Origin of the sequence: Saccharospirillum sp., from assembly GCF_039982735.1 — a bacterium.
Lineage (GTDB): Bacteria > Pseudomonadota > Gammaproteobacteria > Pseudomonadales > Natronospirillaceae > Saccharospirillum.
Map to the genome: position 1 here is coordinate 1 of NZ_JBDWXV010000002.1, position 17,967 is coordinate 17,967.

General features: G+C 57.4%; 16 protein-coding genes and 3 tRNA genes. 5 read left to right on the forward strand and 14 right to left on the reverse strand.

The annotated features are described in order from the left end of the window. The 14 genes from ABJT94_RS00785 to ABJT94_RS00850 all read right to left on the reverse strand — a co-directional run. On the reverse strand, window positions 1-252 hold a 252-nt coding region (locus tag ABJT94_RS00785), incomplete at its 3' end, for a GTP-binding protein (RefSeq protein WP_348473720.1). Between the two features lie 100 nt (window positions 253-352). Continuing rightward, window positions 353-427 (reverse strand) — tRNA-Thr (locus ABJT94_RS00790). Window positions 428-485: 58 nt separating this feature from the next. Then, a tRNA-Gly gene (locus ABJT94_RS00795) sits at window positions 486-559 on the reverse strand. A 21-nt stretch (window positions 560-580) separates the two neighbouring features. After that, window positions 581-665 (reverse strand) — tRNA-Tyr (locus tag ABJT94_RS00800). Window positions 666-893: 228 nt separating this feature from the next. After that, a complete protein-coding gene (locus ABJT94_RS00805; RefSeq protein WP_348473722.1) occupies window positions 894-1,550 on the reverse strand; it encodes an SPOR domain-containing protein in 657 nt (218 codons plus the stop codon). Then, entirely contained in the window at window positions 1,547-2,278 is a 732-nt protein-coding gene (locus ABJT94_RS00810; RefSeq protein WP_348473724.1) for a type III pantothenate kinase, read from the reverse strand. Before ABJT94_RS00810 ends, ABJT94_RS00805 begins: the two co-directional genes overlap by 4 nt. Window positions 2,279-2,300: 22 nt before the next feature. After that, the gene (locus tag ABJT94_RS00815) at window positions 2,301-3,266 is read right to left on the reverse strand and encodes a biotin--[acetyl-CoA-carboxylase] ligase (RefSeq protein WP_348473726.1); all 966 of its coding nucleotides are present in this window, start codon (window positions 3,264-3,266) and stop codon (window positions 2,301-2,303) included. Between the two features lie 166 nt (window positions 3,267-3,432). Next, a complete protein-coding gene (locus tag ABJT94_RS00820) occupies window positions 3,433-4,269 on the reverse strand; it encodes an ABC transporter permease subunit (RefSeq protein WP_127558014.1) in 837 nt (278 codons plus the stop codon). Continuing rightward, window positions 4,266-5,168: an ABC transporter permease subunit gene (locus ABJT94_RS00825; RefSeq protein WP_348473728.1), complete on the reverse strand. Its 903-nt coding sequence runs from the start codon at window positions 5,166-5,168 to the stop codon at window positions 4,266-4,268. The genes ABJT94_RS00820 and ABJT94_RS00825 overlap by 4 nt, the downstream gene beginning before the upstream one ends. Beyond that, window positions 5,165-6,307, reverse strand: coding sequence for a polyamine ABC transporter ATP-binding protein (gene potA / locus ABJT94_RS00830; RefSeq protein WP_348473730.1), 1,143 nt, complete (start codon window positions 6,305-6,307; stop codon window positions 5,165-5,167). Before potA ends, ABJT94_RS00825 begins: the two co-directional genes overlap by 4 nt. Window positions 6,308-6,503: 196 nt before the next feature. Then, window positions 6,504-7,595, reverse strand: coding sequence for a polyamine ABC transporter substrate-binding protein (locus ABJT94_RS00835; protein WP_348473732.1), 1,092 nt, complete (start codon window positions 7,593-7,595; stop codon window positions 6,504-6,506). Between the two features lie 109 nt (window positions 7,596-7,704). After that, window positions 7,705-9,099 (reverse strand): aspartate aminotransferase family protein, encoded by a 1,395-nt coding sequence (locus tag ABJT94_RS00840; protein WP_348473734.1) that lies wholly within the window; start codon window positions 9,097-9,099, stop codon window positions 7,705-7,707. Window positions 9,100-9,369: 270 nt separating this feature from the next. Then, window positions 9,370-10,722, reverse strand: a complete 1,353-nt coding sequence (locus ABJT94_RS00845; protein WP_348473736.1) for a glutamine synthetase family protein — start codon at window positions 10,720-10,722, stop codon at window positions 9,370-9,372. Between the two features lie 18 nt (window positions 10,723-10,740). Beyond that, on the reverse strand, window positions 10,741-11,481 hold the full coding sequence (locus tag ABJT94_RS00850) for a gamma-glutamyl-gamma-aminobutyrate hydrolase family protein (RefSeq protein ID WP_348473738.1): 741 nt from the start codon (window positions 11,479-11,481) through the stop codon (window positions 10,741-10,743). Window positions 11,482-11,847: 366 nt separating this feature from the next. On the opposite strand from ABJT94_RS00850, the gene ABJT94_RS00855 reads away from it, so the two are divergent. The 5 genes from ABJT94_RS00855 to ABJT94_RS00875 all read left to right on the forward strand — a co-directional run bounded on the left by ABJT94_RS00855 (window position 11,848) and on the right by ABJT94_RS00875 (window position 17,947). Then, window positions 11,848-13,299, forward strand: coding sequence for an NAD-dependent succinate-semialdehyde dehydrogenase (locus ABJT94_RS00855; protein WP_348473740.1), 1,452 nt, complete (start codon window positions 11,848-11,850; stop codon window positions 13,297-13,299). A gap of 89 nt (window positions 13,300-13,388) precedes the next feature. Beyond that, window positions 13,389-14,753, forward strand: coding sequence for a glutamine synthetase family protein (locus tag ABJT94_RS00860; protein ID WP_348473742.1), 1,365 nt, complete (start codon window positions 13,389-13,391; stop codon window positions 14,751-14,753). Between the two features lie 281 nt (window positions 14,754-15,034). Then, the gene (gene aguB, locus ABJT94_RS00865; RefSeq protein WP_348473744.1) at window positions 15,035-15,904 is read left to right on the forward strand and encodes an N-carbamoylputrescine amidase; all 870 of its coding nucleotides are present in this window, start codon (window positions 15,035-15,037) and stop codon (window positions 15,902-15,904) included. A 1-nt stretch (window position 15,905) separates the two neighbouring features. Next, entirely contained in the window at window positions 15,906-17,003 is a 1,098-nt protein-coding gene (aguA, locus tag ABJT94_RS00870) for an agmatine deiminase (protein ID WP_348473746.1), read from the forward strand. A gap of 284 nt (window positions 17,004-17,287) precedes the next feature. Continuing rightward, window positions 17,288-17,947 carry a hypothetical protein gene (locus tag ABJT94_RS00875; RefSeq protein ID WP_348473747.1) on the forward strand — a complete coding sequence of 220 codons (660 nt, stop codon included), beginning with the start codon at window positions 17,288-17,290 and terminating at the stop codon, window positions 17,945-17,947. The last annotated feature ends 20 nt before the right edge of the window (window positions 17,948-17,967 follow it).

Below are 17,967 nucleotides of genomic sequence, written 5' to 3' on the forward strand. Positions count from 1 at the left end.
CGGGCAGTCAACGTGCGCGTAGTGACGAGCCGGTGAATCGTATTCAACGTGAGAGGTGGCGATGGTGATACCACGCTCGCGCTCTTCCGGTGCGTTGTCGATGCCGTCAAACGCAACCGAGGCGCCTGTGCCCCACACTTCGTGACAAACGCGCGTCAGCGCCGCGGTCAAAGTAGTTTTACCGTGGTCAACGTGACCGATGGTGCCGACGTTTACGTGCGGCTTGGTACGCTCAAAAGTAGCTTTAGACATAGTCCCAGCCTCTCACCTGGATTCACATAAGCAAAAGGCAGCCACTGCTAAGTGCCTGCCTTCCGATTCACTCAGCCAGCCAAAACGCCGGCTATAAATATGGTGCTCACGATGAGATTTGAACTCATGACCTCTCCATTACCAATGGAGTGCTCTACCACTGAGCTACGCGAGCAAACACTGCAGACAGATCAGAAGGCACAGCCCGTAGGCCGACTTTCGACAACACTATCTGGAGCGGGTAGCGGGAATCGAACCCGCATCATCAGCTTGGAAGGCTGAGGTTCTACCGTTGAACTATACCCGCACTGCCTCCCGGGGGAGGAAATGGTGGAGGGGGACGGATTCGAACCATCGAAGCATAAAGCGGCAGATTTACAGTCTGCTCCCTTTGGCCACTCGGGAACCCCTCCAAACCGGGCGAGAGTTTGCATGAAGCCTGCCAGGGTGTCAACTCTGATCGTTAAATTTTTCTCAATCAGAACAAGCACTTAGACAACATGAAACCAAGTAAAACCCACCTTGCCTAACAAGGAGGCGCGCATATTATTGATTATGGGATTGAAATGCAACTGTTCGGCAAGTGTTTTGCGCCGCCGCTATGGGGCCGCACCAGAGGCGGCCTGCAGCGGCATACAGCATTAACAGCGGAAGCGCTGGAACGAGGCGCCTTCAAATTCAGAGACGATGGAATCCACAGCGGCATTTGATATCTGCCGGGCGGACTCGGCCCCGACCGTCAGGACCCAGACTTCGCGGGTCCGATCTACTCGCTCTACCCGGGCTTCTATGTCTTGCCCGGCCAGTTCAGAAACCCGGGTTCTGGCATTGGCGTCCGATGAAAACAACCCCAGTGAAATACCGCCGGCGAGGCGGCCCTGGTTGATCAGAAAGCTCTCGATGTCGTCGGACTGCAATTGCGCCAGGCGGTCACGCCCTTGCTGATCGGTGTCGAAGGGACCAATCACGACCCAGTAGTCCGAACGCAGAATCTCTTCGCGGGTGCTCATGTCAGAAGACACTTCCAGCGCCCGCAACCGGGATTGAATAATATCGGCCTGATCTTCAGCAGCAATGCCGGTGATTCGAATGCACTGCAACGGCTCGACCACTGGCTCAGCCACCACAGTTTGCTCCAGCTCTGCCAGTTGGTTTCGTGTCGCCTGGTCAATCGCCAGGTTGTTCATTTGTGCGACCGAGGGCTCAGCCACCTGCACGGTGGGCTGCGTCATCTGCCAGTACTGAAAACCACCCAGCGCCAGGTTCAGCACCAGCAGGGTCAGAATTATCCACTTCATCCTAGAGATTCCATGTAAGCCGCATCCTTATACAGTTGTTTCATACCGTCGATTACCAGGTCCGGCAGCTGCTCGCCGGCGGGTTCTACATGCCCCGCCAGTGCCGGTGCATCGCCTCCGGTCCAGACCAGGCGGCAAGGCGACAGGGCATACTCGATGCAAGCCGCGCTGACCGCTGCACTGAGCGTCAGTACCGCACCGTTGGCAATGGCATCGGCGGTGTTGTGACCGGGTGCCCTACTCTGACTCGCGGCCACGGCCGGTAACGCGAATGTATCACTTACCAGCGCACGACGCATCAGCGCCAGGCCGGGCACGATATAGCCACCCCGGTGCTGCCCGCTGGCATCCAGCGCATCAATGGTCAGCGCGGTGCCGGCATCCACAACAACCACGTTCTGTTGCCAGTGGCGCACGGCAATCAGCGTCAGCCAGCGATCCACTCCGTAGCGTGAGGGGTCGGGATAGGCCAGTTGAATGCCGTGCCAGCCATTACGCACCGTTATAACGCTGATCTTGCATCGACGGGTCGCTGACAGGGCCTCGTGAAGCCGGGCGCCGAAAGCAGAGACGGTCGCGATTACCACCTGCAGAGGTTGCCAGTGATCTATATCGGCCAGCGCCGCTTCAATGTCGAGCCAGTGGCCTCGGCGCTCACCCATCCGGTATTTGCAGCGGCTGTTGCCGCAGTCGAGGAACAGGACCTGTGCTTCCTGAATCGGTGTCATAGCCGCCACCCTCCTGCAGGCCTTACCACAGTACCGACACCTCACCGCCATTGACGGTTCTGCGTTGCCCGGCCTCGTCATCGACAATCAACTGACCCTGGGCATCGATACCGCGAGCGACCACGGCTTCTTTCCCGCTGCCTTGCACCAACGTGACCGAGCGGTCCAACAAGCAGTCGTATTCAGACCACTCTCGAAGCAATTCCGCCAAACCACCAGACTGCGTCAGGCTGGCCAGCACGCTGTGCAGTTCGTTAAGCAATGCTGCCAGCAAGTCATTACGATCAATAAACCGACCGGAAAGATCGCGCAAGCAAGCAATGTCGCGGTCCAGCCCCGGTGGCGCCGCGTTCACATTCAGACCAATGCCGACGACCAACACGGGCTGATCGAGCAGGTTTCCCTGTAATTCGCAGAGCACGCCGCCGAGTTTGCGACCTTCATAATAAATGTCGTTGGGCCATTTCAAGGCGACTGACAAGGTCGTAATCTGCCGAATGGCCCGCACTACGGCTACACCGACCACCAGGCTGGCGGCATAGAGGGCATCGCCCGTCAGCGATTCCCGCACCGCCGCCGAGACCATAACGCTGCTGGCGGGCGGACTCTGCCAGGCCCGCCCGCGGCGCCCCCGACCCTGGTGCTGATAATCAGCCGTGCACACCGACCAGCGCCCCGGCGCGGGCGGCTGCGCCAGCACCCAGACGTTAGTGGAATCGACATCGGTGCGGATATCCAGCACCGACAAGCGGCGCGTGACCTCACTCGTTAGCAAGCCCAGTATCCGCTCCCGATCGAGCAGACTGACCGGTTCGGCCAGCCGGTAACCCCGCCCCTTCACCGAATAAACATCCACGCCCTGCGCGACCAGTTCAGCTACCCAGTTGGAAACGGTGGGCCGCGTCACCTGAAGCTCGTCAGCCAGGGCCTGGCCTGAAGTAAATTGCTGGTGGGACAATAGTGGCAATAATCGATAAAGGCTTTTCATGCGAACGAGGCAACCCTGGCGGCCAACGGAATGGTCGACGGGGCACTCAGTGCCCCCTGTGGGCACATCATAGGGAAATTTGAAGCCCCGGCACAGAGCTGATCTCACTCTGGCCAGGGAGGGGAGTGGCCAGCGACCAGTGCGCCGGCGCTATGAAGCGGTGGCGTTAACCCTGAGCCGCCATGCGAGCCGCGGCCCGGTTGTGCTGATCGATCTTGCGGAACAGCAGCCAGCTGGAGAAAGCTACGATCGATACGACACCGATGATGATCGTCGCCAGCGCATTGATCTTGGGCGTCACGCCCAGCTTGACCTGGCTGAACACTTCAATCGGCAACGTAGTGGCCCCGGGTCCGGTGACGAAACTGGCGATCACCACATCATCGAGTGACAAGGTAAACGACAGCAGCCAGGCGGAAATGATCGCTGGCGAAATCACCGGCAGAGTAACCAGGAAGAACGCCTTGATGGGTGTCGCACCGAGATCAAGCGCCGCCTCTTCGAGGCTCTGGTCCATCTCACGCAGCCGGGAGCTGATCACCACCGTCGAATAAGCTACACAGAAGGTTGTGTGCGCAATCCAGATCGTCAGCATGCCGCGCTGGGCCGGCCAGCCGAGCGACTGCGCCATGGCGACGAACAGCAGCAGCATGGAAATACCGATGATCACATCGGGCATGACCAGCGGCGCAGTGATCATGCCGCTGAACAGGGTGCGACCGCGAAAGCGGGTGAAGCGGATCATCACTATGGAGGCCAACATACCAATCACCACGGCGGTACTGGCCGAATAGAACGCAATTTGCAGAGAACGGCCGACCGCACCCATCAGTTGCTGGTCCTGAAACAGCTCACCGTACCAGCGCGTCGACCAGCCGGCCCACACCTGAACCATGCGCGAGGCGTTGAACGAATAGATAATCAGCATCAGCATCGGGCCGTAGAGAAAAAAGATGCCGAGCCAGAAAATGGTGACGCTGAGACTGAAACGACCCGACCTCATAGCCCCGACTCCTTGTTCTGATAGCGATGGAACAGCATGATCGGAATGATCAGCAACAGAATCATCAGCACCGCCAGCGCCGAGGCAACCGGCCAGTCGCGGTTATTAAAGAATTCCTGCCACAGGACCTTGCCGATCATCAGTGTTTCGGCACCGCCCAGCAGTTCGGGGATGACGTATTCACCCACCACCGGAATAAACACCAGCATTGACCCGGCAATAATGCCGTTGACCGACAAAGGCAGGGTTATACGGAAAAAGGAAGTCACCTTGCGGGCACCCAGATCACTGGCGGCCTCCAGCAAGGCATTGTCGTGCTTGACCAGGTTGGCGTACAGCGGCAACACCATAAACGGCAGGTAGGAATACACCACACCGATGTACACCGCAAAATTGGTGTTGAGCATTTGAATCGGGCTGTCGATCAGACCGATCCAGATCATGAAATTGTTGAACACGCCATTGTTGCCGAGCAGCCCCATCCAGGCATACACCCGAATCAGGAACGAGGTCCAACTGGGCAGTAGCACCAGCAGCAACCAGGTGGTCTGCAAATGCGACGGTGCCTTGGCAATGGCATACGCCATGGGGTAGCCCAACAGCAAACAGAAAACGGTTGCATTGAACGCGATCTTGATCGAATTCCAGTAGGCGCGAATGTACAAATCATCACTCAGCAACCAGGCGTAATTGCTGAATGTCATGCGGATGTTAAGTGTCTGATCCAGCCATTCGAACATCGCGGTGTACGGTGGAATGCCCAGAAAGGTTTCCGACACGGATATCTTCGCCACCATCACAAACGGCATGAAGAAGAAGACCAGCAACCAGAGGTAGGGGCCGGCAATCACCCAGCGGCGACCACCCGGAAGAATGCGAGCCAGATCGAGTTTTTTCATGAGCGTAACACCACACCGCTGTCGCTGGCCCAGTGCACATAGACCGGGTCATCCCAGGTCGGCCGGTCAGCCCGTCGTTCGACATTGGCCAGGAAACACTGAACGATTTTGCCCTGCGGCAGCCGGACGTAATAAACGGTGTGGCCACCCAGGTAGGCAATGTCGTGCACAATGCCGGACGACCAGTTGTAATCACCTTCTGGTTTCTCGCGCGTCATCAGGGTTTTTTCCGGGCGCAGGGCGAACAGCATGCTGCGCTCGTCCACACCGGAGGTCACCCCGTGGCCGATGTAAATATCGGCATCCAGATCCGGGGTGTGCAGGGTCATGTGGTCTTCCTGATCGTCGATGATCTGCCCGTCGAACAGATTCACCGACCCAATGAATTCAGCCACCATACGGCTATTCGGGCTTTCGTAAATATCGACCGGCGAGCCGACCTGCTGAATAAAGCCCTGGTCCATAATCGCAATGCGGTCAGCCATGGTCATGGCTTCTTCCTGATCGTGCGTTACCATCACACAGGTAACGCCCACGTTTTCCAGGATATCGACCACTTCCAGCTGCATTTCGGTACGCAATTTTTTATCGAGTGCACCCATGGGTTCATCGAGCAACAACAATTTGGGCTGTTTAGCCAGGCTACGCGCCAGGGCCACTCGCTGCTTCTGACCGCCGGATAACTGGTGCGGTTTTCGCCGCGCATATTTTTCCATATGCACCAGCTTCAGCATGCGCTGCACCCGATCAATGATCACGTCTTTCGACAGTTTTTCCTGCTTCAGGCCAAATGCCAGGTTTTGCTCTACGGTCATATGCGGAAACAGCGCATAGGACTGAAACATCATATTGATCTGACGCTGGTATGGTGGCTGATGGGTAATGTCTTCCCCCTCCAGCAAAATGCGCCCTTCGGTCGGATTCTCGAACCCGGCCATCATTCGCAACAGGGTTGACTTGCCCGAACCGGACGCCCCCAACAGCGCAAAAATCTCCCCCTGACGAACCTCCAGCGTCACGTTATCAACGGCCAGATCTTCATCGAAGTACTTGGTCACCTTTTCGATACTGAGCAGGGTTTTCTTCACTTCAGTACTGGTTTCATGCTGTTGTCGGCGCGCGCCGGCCGCTAATGCCATCTGGGTGTCTCCCCTTTCACGCTGGCTAAAATTACCGAGTTTGGTTTTTTAATAATGGGCAAGTGCCCCTTAACCCTGCATCGGGCTGACAGCCCTGCTCCAAACCCACGGTTGTTTTTTTACTGCTTACTGTACCGCTTGGAGCAGAAATGTCGGGGCCGGATTAACCGGCCCCGTTGTCATGCATTGAGATAACTCAGCTGCCGGACTTGAAACGAGTCCAGCTGCGTGTAATTTCCCGCATGATGCTGTTGGGCAGAATCTCGTTGGTGAACAACTCTGTGCCTTCGGGTGGATAGATGCCCGGGTTTTCAAGAATTTCCGGGTCGATGTACGGGTTGGCCGCTTCCACCGGGCTGCCATACCAGACGTAATTGGTGATACCCGCAGCTACCTCAGGCTCCAGCACGAAGTTGATGAACTCGTGGGCTTCTTCCACATTGCGGGCGTCCGCTGGGATCACCATCATGTCAGACCAGAGCACAGTGCCTTCTTCGGGAATGAAGTAGTCAACCGAGACACCGTTTTCCGCTTCTTCAGCGCGCCACATGGCCTGGAAGACATCACCGGACCAGCCGATGGAAACACACACTTCGCCATTGGCCAGGTCGGAAATGTAGCGTGAGCTGTGGAAATACTGGATGTACGGACGCACCTTGTTCAACTCATTCAGTGCGGCACGGTAGTCCGCTACGCTGCGGCTGTAGGGGTCACGGCCCATATACTGAAGTATCAGCGGGAAGATCTCGTTACCGGAATCGAGGAAGGTAATGCCGCATTCGGCCAGTTGCGAGGCGTATTGCGGATCGAAGACCAAATCCCAGCTACCAACGGGCGCATCGTCACCCAGAATTTCCTGGATTTTGCCGACGTTGTAGCCAATACCATTCGTGCCCCACTGGTAGGGGACTGAGTATTCATTGCCCGCATCGAAGTTCTCGAGGCGCTCCAACAGCTCCATGTCGAGATTGTCGTAATTGGTCAGCTTGGATTTGTCGAGCTTCTGGTAAGCACCGGCCTGAATCTGACGCGCCATGTAGTTGGTGGTCGGGACGACAAGGTCATAACCGGTCTGACCGGAAAGCACCTTGGCTTCCAGTACGTCGTTGGAGTCGAACACATCGTACACAACTTCAATGCCGGTCGCTTCGGTAAAGTCTTCCAGCGTATCCGGGCCAATGTAGTCAGACCAGTTATAGATATAAACAACGCGATCTTCAGCGATCGCCGTTCCCCCAACAGCCGCCGCCAGTGCGGCGATGGCGATGGTCTTCTTATGTTTACTCATCGAAAGATACTCCCCTGCATCATTTTTTTATTCGGCCCTTCGGCTGACCTGGCCAGCTTCCGGACCACCTGCCTACAGTAAAATGAGATGATCAAAACACCAAAAGAATTTATGCACCGGCCGGATATTCTTTCTGCAACTGAGCCAGGGTCTGGTCCAGCGCCCGCCGCGTTTTGGCGACAAGTTCATCAATTTCAGCCGGCTTGATCACCAGCGGTGGTGACATCAGCATGGTGTCACCGGTAGCGCGCAACACCAGCCCCCCGGCTAACGCAAAATCCCTGCACAGGGTGCCGACCCGCCCTTCATCAGGGTAACGGCTACGGCTTGCTTTATCCTGAACCAGTTCCACCGCACCCAGCATGCCCACGCCGCGGACTTCGCCCACCAGCGGGTGGTCTGCCAGCGTCTGCAACTGTGCCTGCAAGTAAGGTGCCGTTTCCTCCCGGACCCGATCGACAATGCCTTCTTCGCGCAGTATTCGCACATTTTCCAGCGCCACGGCGGCACAGACCGGGTGCCCCGAGTAGGTGAAACCGTGGTTAAATTCACCACCACTGGATTTAAACACCTCGGCAACCCTGTCGGCCACCATGACACCGCCTATGGGCAAATACCCGGACGACAACCCCTTGGCGATGGGCATGAGGTCTGGCGTTAAACCATAATAGTCAGAACCAAACCATTCACCGGTGCGGCCAAAACCACAAATCACCTCATCAACCACTAACAGTAGATCATAGCGTTTAACGATGCGTTCGATTTCCGGCCAGTACGTGTCCGGGGGAATGATCACGCCACCGGCGCCCTGAATGGGTTCGGCAATAAAAGCACCCACCGTTTCCGGGCCAAGCTCCAGAATTTTCTCTTCAAGGGCTTGTGCCGCGACCAGACCAAACTCGTCTGGCGAGAGATCTCCGCCCTCTCCAAACCAGTAAGGCTGACGAATGTGCGCAATGCCCGGAATCGGCAAATCCCCCTGGGCATGCATGGGACTCATGCCGCCCAGGCTGGCGCCTGCCACGGTCGAGCCGTGATATCCGTTATGGCGACCGATGATGGTTTTCTTCTGTGGCTTGCCCTTCAAGTCCCAGTAGCGGCGCACCATGCGCAGTACGGTGTCATTGGCTTCACTGCCGGAATTGGTAAAGAAGGTATGATTGATATGCTTCGGCGCAATCTCGGCCAGTGCCCCGGCCAGTTCGACCGCCGGTGGCGTCGCCGACTTGAAAAACAGATTGTAATACGGCAGCTCGCTCATCTGTTTGCTGGCTGCCTCAACCAACTCCTGCCGGCCATAACCCAGGTTCACACACCAGAGCCCGGCAAAGGCGTCGAGGTACTCATTGCCTTCACTGTCCCAGAGCATTACGCCTTCGGCTCGGGTAATGATGCGAGCCCCTTCGCGGCCGATGGCGCCGCTGTCACCAAAGGGGTGCAACATGTGGTCCGCCCCCTGGTGTTGCCAGAGTTCGGTCTGAGTCAGTGACGGTGCGGCGGTCATGACAGTTTTCCTTATTTAATTCAATGACAAGTTTCGAAGTTCGATGATCACCCATTTCGCTTTGAACCTGCGACGGATGGGAGGAGTATGATCCGGAGCTCGCAACCAATTTAGTGTCAGGTGCCGGGTGTACCTATCTGGGGAAGTCCGCAGCATGAATGCTGTGGTCTAGGCCCCATGGATGGGTCCATGCCGACCCCGGATAGGTACACCCGGTGCTTGACACGGACTCCTGGTACCAGTACTGACCGAACTCCAAACGTACGGTTACTAAACCGTACTCAACAGGAACTCCCGTTCCCAGGAACTGATCACTCGCTTAAACCCTTCATACTCAGCCCAACGTGTAGCGATAAAGCCATCCACAAAAGTTGGTCCCAGCAGCTCCCGCATTTCCTGGCACTCGGCCATGATGTCCAGCGCCGCCTCCAGGTTGAACGGCACATCCGGGTCGGCCTCTGCGCCGGCACGTCCGGTGACCGGCTTGCGCGGTTTGATATCTTTCACCATGCCCAGGTAGCCGCAGGCAAGGTTCGCCGCCATGGCGAGGTAAGGGTTGGTGTCGGCGCCGGGCAGTCGGTTTTCGACACGGCGCGATTCCGGCGATGCCTGCGGCACCCGCAACCCCACGGTGCGATTTTCCTCACCCCACTCAATGTTCACCGGTGCATTGCCATCCGCACCCGGCAAGTAACGGCGGTAGCTGTTCATGTTCGGGGCAAACATCGGCATCAGTGCCGGAATGTAAGCCTGCAACCCACCGATGTAGTTCAGGAATTGCTTGGAAGCCGAGCCGTCCGGATTGGAAAACAGGTTCTTGCCGGTTTTGGCGTCGACCAGCGACTGGTGAATGTGCATCGAACTGCCAGGCTCACCGGTAATCGGCTTGGCCATAAAAGTTGCACCAATATTGTGCTTCATCGCCGCTTCGCGCACCGTCCGTTTAAACACAAACACCTGGTCAGCCAGTTTCAACGCATCGCCGTGGCGGAAGTTGAATTCCATCTGGGCGGTGCCTTCCTCGTGAATCAGCGTATCGATGTCCAGTCCCTGGGCTTCACACCAGTCGTAGATATCCTCAATGATCGGATCAAATTCGTTGGCGGCATCGATGCTGAACGACTGGCGACCACTTTCCTTGCGGCCAGAACGGCCAATCGGCGGCTCGAGCGGCAAATCCGGGTCGGTGCAGCGCTGGGTCAGGTAGAATTCTACTTCCGGGGCGACAATGGGTTTCCAGCCTTTGGCTTCGTACAGGCCCAGCACTTTTTTCAGTACCGCCCGTGGCGACAGTTCGATCAGGTTGCCGACGCTGTCGTAGCAGTCGTGAATCACGTGAGCCGTTGGCTCCAGCGTCCAGGGCACCAGAAAAGCAGCGTTCGGGTCCGGACGCAAAATCATGTCGATGTCGGCCGGGTCCAGAATGCTGTAATAGGCTTCGTCGTCCGGGTAATCGCCGGTTGCAGTCTGCAACAGCACACTCTCGGGCAGGCGGATGCCGCGCTCGGCAATGAACTTGTTAGTCGGCATGATCTTACCGCGTGCGATGCCGGTCTGATCGGGCGTGATGCATTCAACTTCGGTCACGCGGTTGTCTTTAAGCCACTTAATTAAATCGTCCATACAGGGTTCGTTCGGTTGTCACGCTCTACACGCATCACCGAACGCCTCAAACAGTTGTCGTTGTTGGGGATGGTTCATAACCTGCCATTCCGGGTGCCACTGCACGGCCAGTGCAAATCGCATGGCGGCGACTCGCACTGCTTCGATCAAACCGTCCGGTGCAGTGGCTTCTACCTCTAAGCCGCCCCCAAGTGTTGCTACACCTTGAACATGCAAGGAGTTTACCTCCAGGGTGTCAGTCGAAAGTATCTGCTGCAGCAACCCACCCCGGGTCAGTGCAACAGGGTGTGCCGGCGCGTACTGCTGCGCTAGCGACTCGTCTTTGTTTTCGCGATGTTCCTGCAAACCCGGCACCTCATGCAATGCCTGGTGCAAAGTGCCACCCAGAGCCACGTTTACCTCCTGAAAACCACGGCACGCAGCAAAGAGGGGCAGGTCCCGATCCAGAGCGGCGTTGATCAGAGCCAGACTCAACGCATCACGTCGTTCATCATAGGCCTGATCCGGCAAAGGCGCTGCCCCATAATGCCGTGGATGCACCATGGAGTAACCACCGGTCAGAAAGAGACCGTCGAGACGGCTTACAAAGGAAGTGGGATCGAGCAGATCGGTCAGGGCAGGCAGCAGCACGGGGGTTACACCAGCGGCCTGGGCCAGTGCGGTCAGGTACTTGTCACCGGCCATGTGAAAGGCATGCGGCGGTACCATTTTGACATCGCAGACGACGCCGACCAGTGGCCGGACACGTTCGGGCTGCATGCAAACCCCCTCTTGTGCTGTGCTTTATTATTACCTTGAGCGCTCCGGCTTCGACCTCTATCAGGCGGTAAAATCCGGTGGCTGCTCAGGTGTTTATTTTTTACCACGTTACCATAAAAAATAATCAACACAAGGCACTCAAATGGCCGAATGTTAATTATATAAAACATTATTGACGGCCTTCAGGCCCCAAAGCCCGGTAAAGTGTCAATTATTTTCACCACACCTCTTGAGCTTAACCGCTTTTTGGGGTTAGCTTGCTTCATCGATTAATCCTCTCCGGGACACGACTATAACCACTACACTGGGTGGTTCACGGCGACGAGGTCTCGCCCGTTAGCGATGTAACCCATAAGGAGCGCCTTCATGACAGAATCCATGATTCACAGCCTCAGTTTTATCGATGGCGACTGGGCAACGGCCCAGTCTGGCCGAACCTTCGATGTCACCAACCCGGCCAATGGCGAATGCCTGGCCGTGGTTACCGACTGCGGCCCGGAAGATGCCGAGCTGGCCATTGAAGCGGCGCACCGGGCTTTTGCTTCCTGGAAACATGAAACGGCCAAGAGCCGTGCGACCATCCTGCGCCGCTGGTTCGAACTGATCATGAGCCATCAGGATCAGCTGGCCGAACTGATGACACTGGAGTGCGGCAAGCCCCTGGCCGAATCGAAAGGCGAAGTCGCCTACGGTGCTGCCTTTATAGAGTGGTTCGCCGAAGAGGCCAAGCGCGCCTCGGGTGATGTCATTCCAACACCGAACAATGACCGCCGTATTCTGGCCATCAAACAGCCAGTCGGCGTCTGCACCGCCATTACACCGTGGAACTTTCCACTGGCGATGATTACCCGCAAGGTTGCACCGGCGCTGGCCGCCGGGTGCACCATCGTCGTCAAGCCAGCCGAAGCAACGCCGCTCACGGCCCTGGCACTGGCCAACCTGGGCCGGCAGGCGGGCCTGCCCAAGGGCGTGCTGAACATCATCACTGCCAGTAATGGCAAAGCCGTCGGTGAAGTGCTCAGCACTCATCCCCTGGTGCGCAAGGTGAGCTTTACCGGCTCAACCCCGGTTGGCAAGACGCTCATTCGCCAGGCCGCCGACACGGTGAAGCGGGTATCAATGGAGCTTGGCGGTAATGCCCCCTTTATTGTCTTTGACGACGCCGATATTGAGGCGGCTGTTAAAGGTGCCATGGCGTCCAAATACCGCAATACCGGCCAAACTTGCGTCTGTGTAAACCGCTTTCTGGTGCAGGAAGGTGTGTACGACCGCTTCGCCAGCGCCATGGCCGAAGCCAGCGAACAACTGAAAGTGGGCAACGGGATGGACGACGGCGTGACCATTGGTCCGCTGATCAACGAAGCCGGGCTGGAGAAAGTCGAGTCACTGCTTAACGAAGCAACCAGTCAGGGAGCCAAGGTGCTGCTCGGTGGCAAACGTCACAGTCTGGGCCACAGTTTTTTTGAACCGACCGTGTTAACCGACGTAAAACCGGCCATGCGCGTCAGCCAGGAAGAAATTTTTGGCCCTATCACCGCCCTGACCCGGTTCAAAACCGAAGAGGAAGCGGTGCAACTGGCAAACGATACCCCGTTCGGACTCGCCGCCTACTTTTACAGCAGCAACCTGTCGCGCATCTGGCGGGTTGCCGAGGCGCTGGAATATGGGATGGTGGGCATTAATGAGGGTATTATCTCGACTGAGGTCGCGCCCTTTGGTGGCGTGAAGGAGTCGGGCCTGGGCCGCGAAGGCAGCCAGTACGGTATCGATGAATATCTGGAACTGAAATATTTATGCATGGGCGGTCTCGACCGCTGACCCTTTTGGCGGCAAGACCGCCCAACTGTTAAGTCGCTGTGTCAGGCCCGGTACGCCCGGGCCGTCATCGCCAACGATGAGAAAGTATCATGTCACACCCTGAAGTAACCGCCTTTCTGGAACAACACCCGGACGTCACCACCATCGAACTGCTGGTCACCGACCTCAACGGTGTGCTGCGCGGCAAACGCATTGAGCGTGAGCTGCTGGAAAAAGTGTATGAAGAAGGCTTTAACCTGCCTGGCTCTGTGATGGCGCTGGACGCCACCGGCACCACCGTCGAAGAAACCGGCCTGGGCGCTGAAGACGGCGACCGCGACCGGCTCTGCCTGCCGGTTCCCGGCACTCTGGCTATGGTGCCGTGGCACGCCGACGGCGACCGGGCTCAGGCGCTGTTCACCATGTTCGAAACCGATGCCGAAACCCCTTTTCTGATGGACCCGCGTCAGGTATTGGTGCAGGCCGTCAAGCGTTTCAATGAACTGGGCTATACCCCGGGTATCGCCGTGGAGCTGGAATTTTATCTGATCGACACCGAACGCGACGCAGAAGGCAAACTGCAGCCACCGGTCTCGCCGGTCAGTGGGAGGCGCATGAGTTCCAAACAGGTCTATTCGATGGATGACCTGGACGATTACGATTTCTTCATCCGCGATGTACTCGACACCGCCCACGAGCAGAACATCCCGGCCGACACCGTCATCACCGAATACGCGCCCGGCCAGTTTGAGGTGAACCTCAATTACGGCAACGATCCGATGCGCGCTGCGGACGAAGCGGTAATGCTCAAGCGCGTTATCGCTCAGGTAGCACGCAAGTGGGAAATGGAAGCCACTTTTATGGCCAAGCCCTACATCGAGGAAGCGGGCAGCGGCATGCACATTCACCTGAGCCTGATGGACGAAGACGGTAACAATATCTTTGCCAGCGAAGACCCGGAAAACGTACCGGAAATGCGCTGGGCCATGGGCGGATTAATTGACATGGCCGACCACGTTCAGGCGCTGCTGTGCCCGAACATCAACAGCTACCGCCGTCTCAACCCGGATGCCTTCGCCCCGACCGCCAAGACCTGGGGTTACGATAACCGCACGTCAGCCTTGCGCATTCCCTCTGGCAGCATCGAAGCCACCCGCATCGAGCACCGCCTGAGCGGAGCCGACACCAACCCCTACCTGGCCGTAGCGGTGGTATTGGCTGGCGTAACCGAAGGCCTGCAAAACCACATAGAACCGCCCGAACCGGTCGAAGGCAACGTCTACGACCAGGACCACCCGGAGCTCGCCGACAACGCCCGCGATGCGCTGCGCTCCATGATTCTGGATGAGCGCGTCCAGACATGGTTCGGTGCCGATTTCATCGAGATGTACCGCATCTGCAAGTGGAGCGAAGTGCGGCTATTCGAGCGCCAGGTCACCCCCATGGAATACGAGCTTCTGCTACCCTATATTTGATCAGGTAAGTAGCCGTGAGCCCGTGTCAGGCACCGGGTGTGCCTATCCGGGGTCGGCGTGGACCCGTCCATGGGGCCTAGACTGAAACATCCATGTTTCAGACTTCCCCGGATAGGCACACCCGGCATCTGAAACTCGGTTGGTAATCGCCTTTAACTTTAGTGAAATACTGCTTTTGAGCGGCCCTTCACCGGCCTGAAAATAACGCTGGTGTTTTCGTCGTTTTCAGGAAAAATACGCGCCCCTGTAAACTCAGGGTTAACCCCGAGGAGCCAAGATAGATGAGACCGGTAACTGTAGCTGCCACCCAGATGAGCTGTGGCTGGGACGTTGACGCCAACATTGCCAAAGCCGACGCCCTTGTGCGTGAGGCCGCTGCAAAAGGCGCACAGATTATCCTGATTCAGGAGCTGTTTGAGCGCTGCTACTTTTGCCAGAAGCAGATAGAAGAGTACATGGCGTTTGCGACCCCGGTTGAAGAAAACCCGGCGATCAAGCATTTCAGCGCAGTGGCCGCGGAGCTCAAGGTAGTGCTGCCCATCAGCTTTTACGAGCGGGCCAATAACGCCTTTTACAATACCGTCGCAATCATTGATGCCGATGGCTCCAATCTTGGCATCTATCGCAAGACACACATCCCCGATGGCCCGGGTTACTCGGAAAAATTCTATTTCACGCCTGGCGATACCGGCTTCAAAGTCTGGGATACCGCCTATGCACGCATCGGTGTGGGCATCTGCTGGGATCAGTGGTTCCCGGAGACTGCCCGTGCGATGGCACTGATGGGTGCCGAGTTGCTGTTCTATCCGACGGCCATTGGCAGCGAACCGCAAGACAACACCATCGACTCGCGTGATCACTGGCAGATTACCCAGCAAGGTCATGCGGCGGCCAACCTGACGCCTTACATTGCCAGTAACCGCACTGGCTCTGAAGTTGAAGGCGAGCAAACCATTTCGTTTTATGGCTCTTCATTTATTGCTAATGAACTGGGCCAGAAGGTGGCTGAATTCGATCGCAAAGACGAGGGCGTGCTGGTGCACACCTTTGATCTGGATGCCGTGGCCAGCACCCGCCGTGCCTGGGGCGTTTTCCGCGATCGCAGACCGGATCTGTACGGCCCGCTGATGACCAAGGACGGAGGCCGCTGATATGCCGGCGCCGCTAACCTCGACCCCGCGCGCAGACGGCTATGGCATGCCCGCCGAATGGGCACCACACAGCCAGACCTGGATGCTCTGGCCAGAGCGGCCGGATAACTGGCGCTACGGCGCCAAGCCAGCCCAGGCCGCTTATACCGCGGTTGCCGAGGCCATCGCCCGGTTTGAACCGGTGACCATGGGTGTGTCGGCCGACCAATACGAGAACGCCTGCGCCCGGCTTAGCGCCGGCATTCGGGTGGTCGAAATATCCTGCAACGATGCCTGGGTCCGGGACACCGGGCCGACGTTTGTTATTAATGGTGAAGGCGGTTTGCGCGCCAACGACTGGGAATTCAATGCCTGGGGCGGCCTGACCGGCGGGCTGTATCAGCCGTGGAACCGGGACGATCAGGTGGCGCAGAAGATCTGCAATATGGAGCGCATTGAACGCTATCGTACCGAAGGTTTTGTACTCGAGGGCGGTGCCATTCATGTCGATGGCGAAGGCACGCTGATGACCACTGAAGAGTGCCTGCTGAACAATAACCGCAATCCGCATCTGACGCGGGCGGAAATAGAGCAGCGTCTGCGGGATCACCTGAACATCGACACCATTTTGTGGGTGCCAGACGGTATCTATAACGACGAAACCAACGGCCACATCGATAACATGGCCTGCTTCGTCAGCCCGGGCCAGGTGGTGTTGGCCTGGACAGATGACGAAGCCGACCCGCAGTACCATCGCAGCCGCCAGGCTTACGATTACCTCAGCGCCCATCGCGACGCCAAAGGCCGGTCACTGAGCATCACTAAAATGCCGTTGCCCAAGCCGCTGATGCAGACCGAAGCCGAGGTCGACGGCATCGACTGGGCCCAGAAAGCCTGGCCGCGCCGGGCTGGTGAACGCATGGCCGCCAGCTATGTGAACTTTCTGATGGTCAACGGCGGCATCATTCTGCCAAGCTTCGATGACCCGCAAGACGACATCGCCGCCAGCATTCTCAGCGACCTGTGCAAAGACCGGGAAATAGTACAGGTGCCGGGCCGTGAAATTCTGCTCGGTGGTGGCAATATTCACTGCATAACCCAGCAGCAACCATTGGCCTGATAACGCGAGTTAGCCTGGCAGTCACCTTTTGGAGAAGGCTCAATTCAATGTTGTGGCTAGAATCCGCGCCAGGCGTCGGGTACGCCTCAGGCGGTCGCTGCAAGTACCTCCATGTAAGCTCGACGGTCCCCATCCCTGGGGACCGACGCCCGCCTGAGGCGTACCCGACGCCTGACGCTAATCAGCCCGGGTTTAATCAACCAATATGTTCCTTTGATAAAGATGCCTTTCCAGCCGCATTTCGTTACTCTTCCCCCACCTTTTTACTGCCAGTCGAGACCTACATGCTTTACACCTTTTTAAAGGACACTGCCCAGTTCTTTCGCCAGCACTTGATAGCGCTGATCATCATCACCGTGGGTCTGGGGTTCCTCTTCGAAGTACTGTTTGTTTTGCTGCAAGGGGCATTTGCCGAGTTTCCCTATGCCTGGCCCCTGATGTTATTGCAATGGGTGGGTGGTGTCTGGGCCTCAGCGGCCGTGGTTCTGTACGTTCGCCAGTCACTGAATAACCAGTACCTGCCCCCTAAAGACGCCATTACCCAGGCCCTACCCTGGGTATTGCCACTGGCCGGCGTACAAATTCTGACCGGCTTTGCGGTGGGCCTGGGTCTATTGCTCATTGTTCCGGGGATCTATTTTGGTGTGCGTCTGGCGCTGGCGACTTTTTACCTGATCGATGGCCGGGAACCCATACCCGATGCACTGCGTAAAGCCTGGACCGGCAGCATGGGGTTCGGCTGGATCATCTTTGGCGGCTACGCGCTGATCTACGGGGTGCTACTACTCGTCAGTCAGCTACTTGTGGGAGGTCTGGATTTGGCAGCGGGCTATGGACCACTGAACTTCATCATCGCGCTTGTCTTTAAGCCGGTCGGTGCCTTTGCGCTGATCTTCGGCTTTCGCATCTACTCGGAAGCCGTCAAACAGCCCGCCAAGCCCTGATCGGGCGCGGTGGATAACAC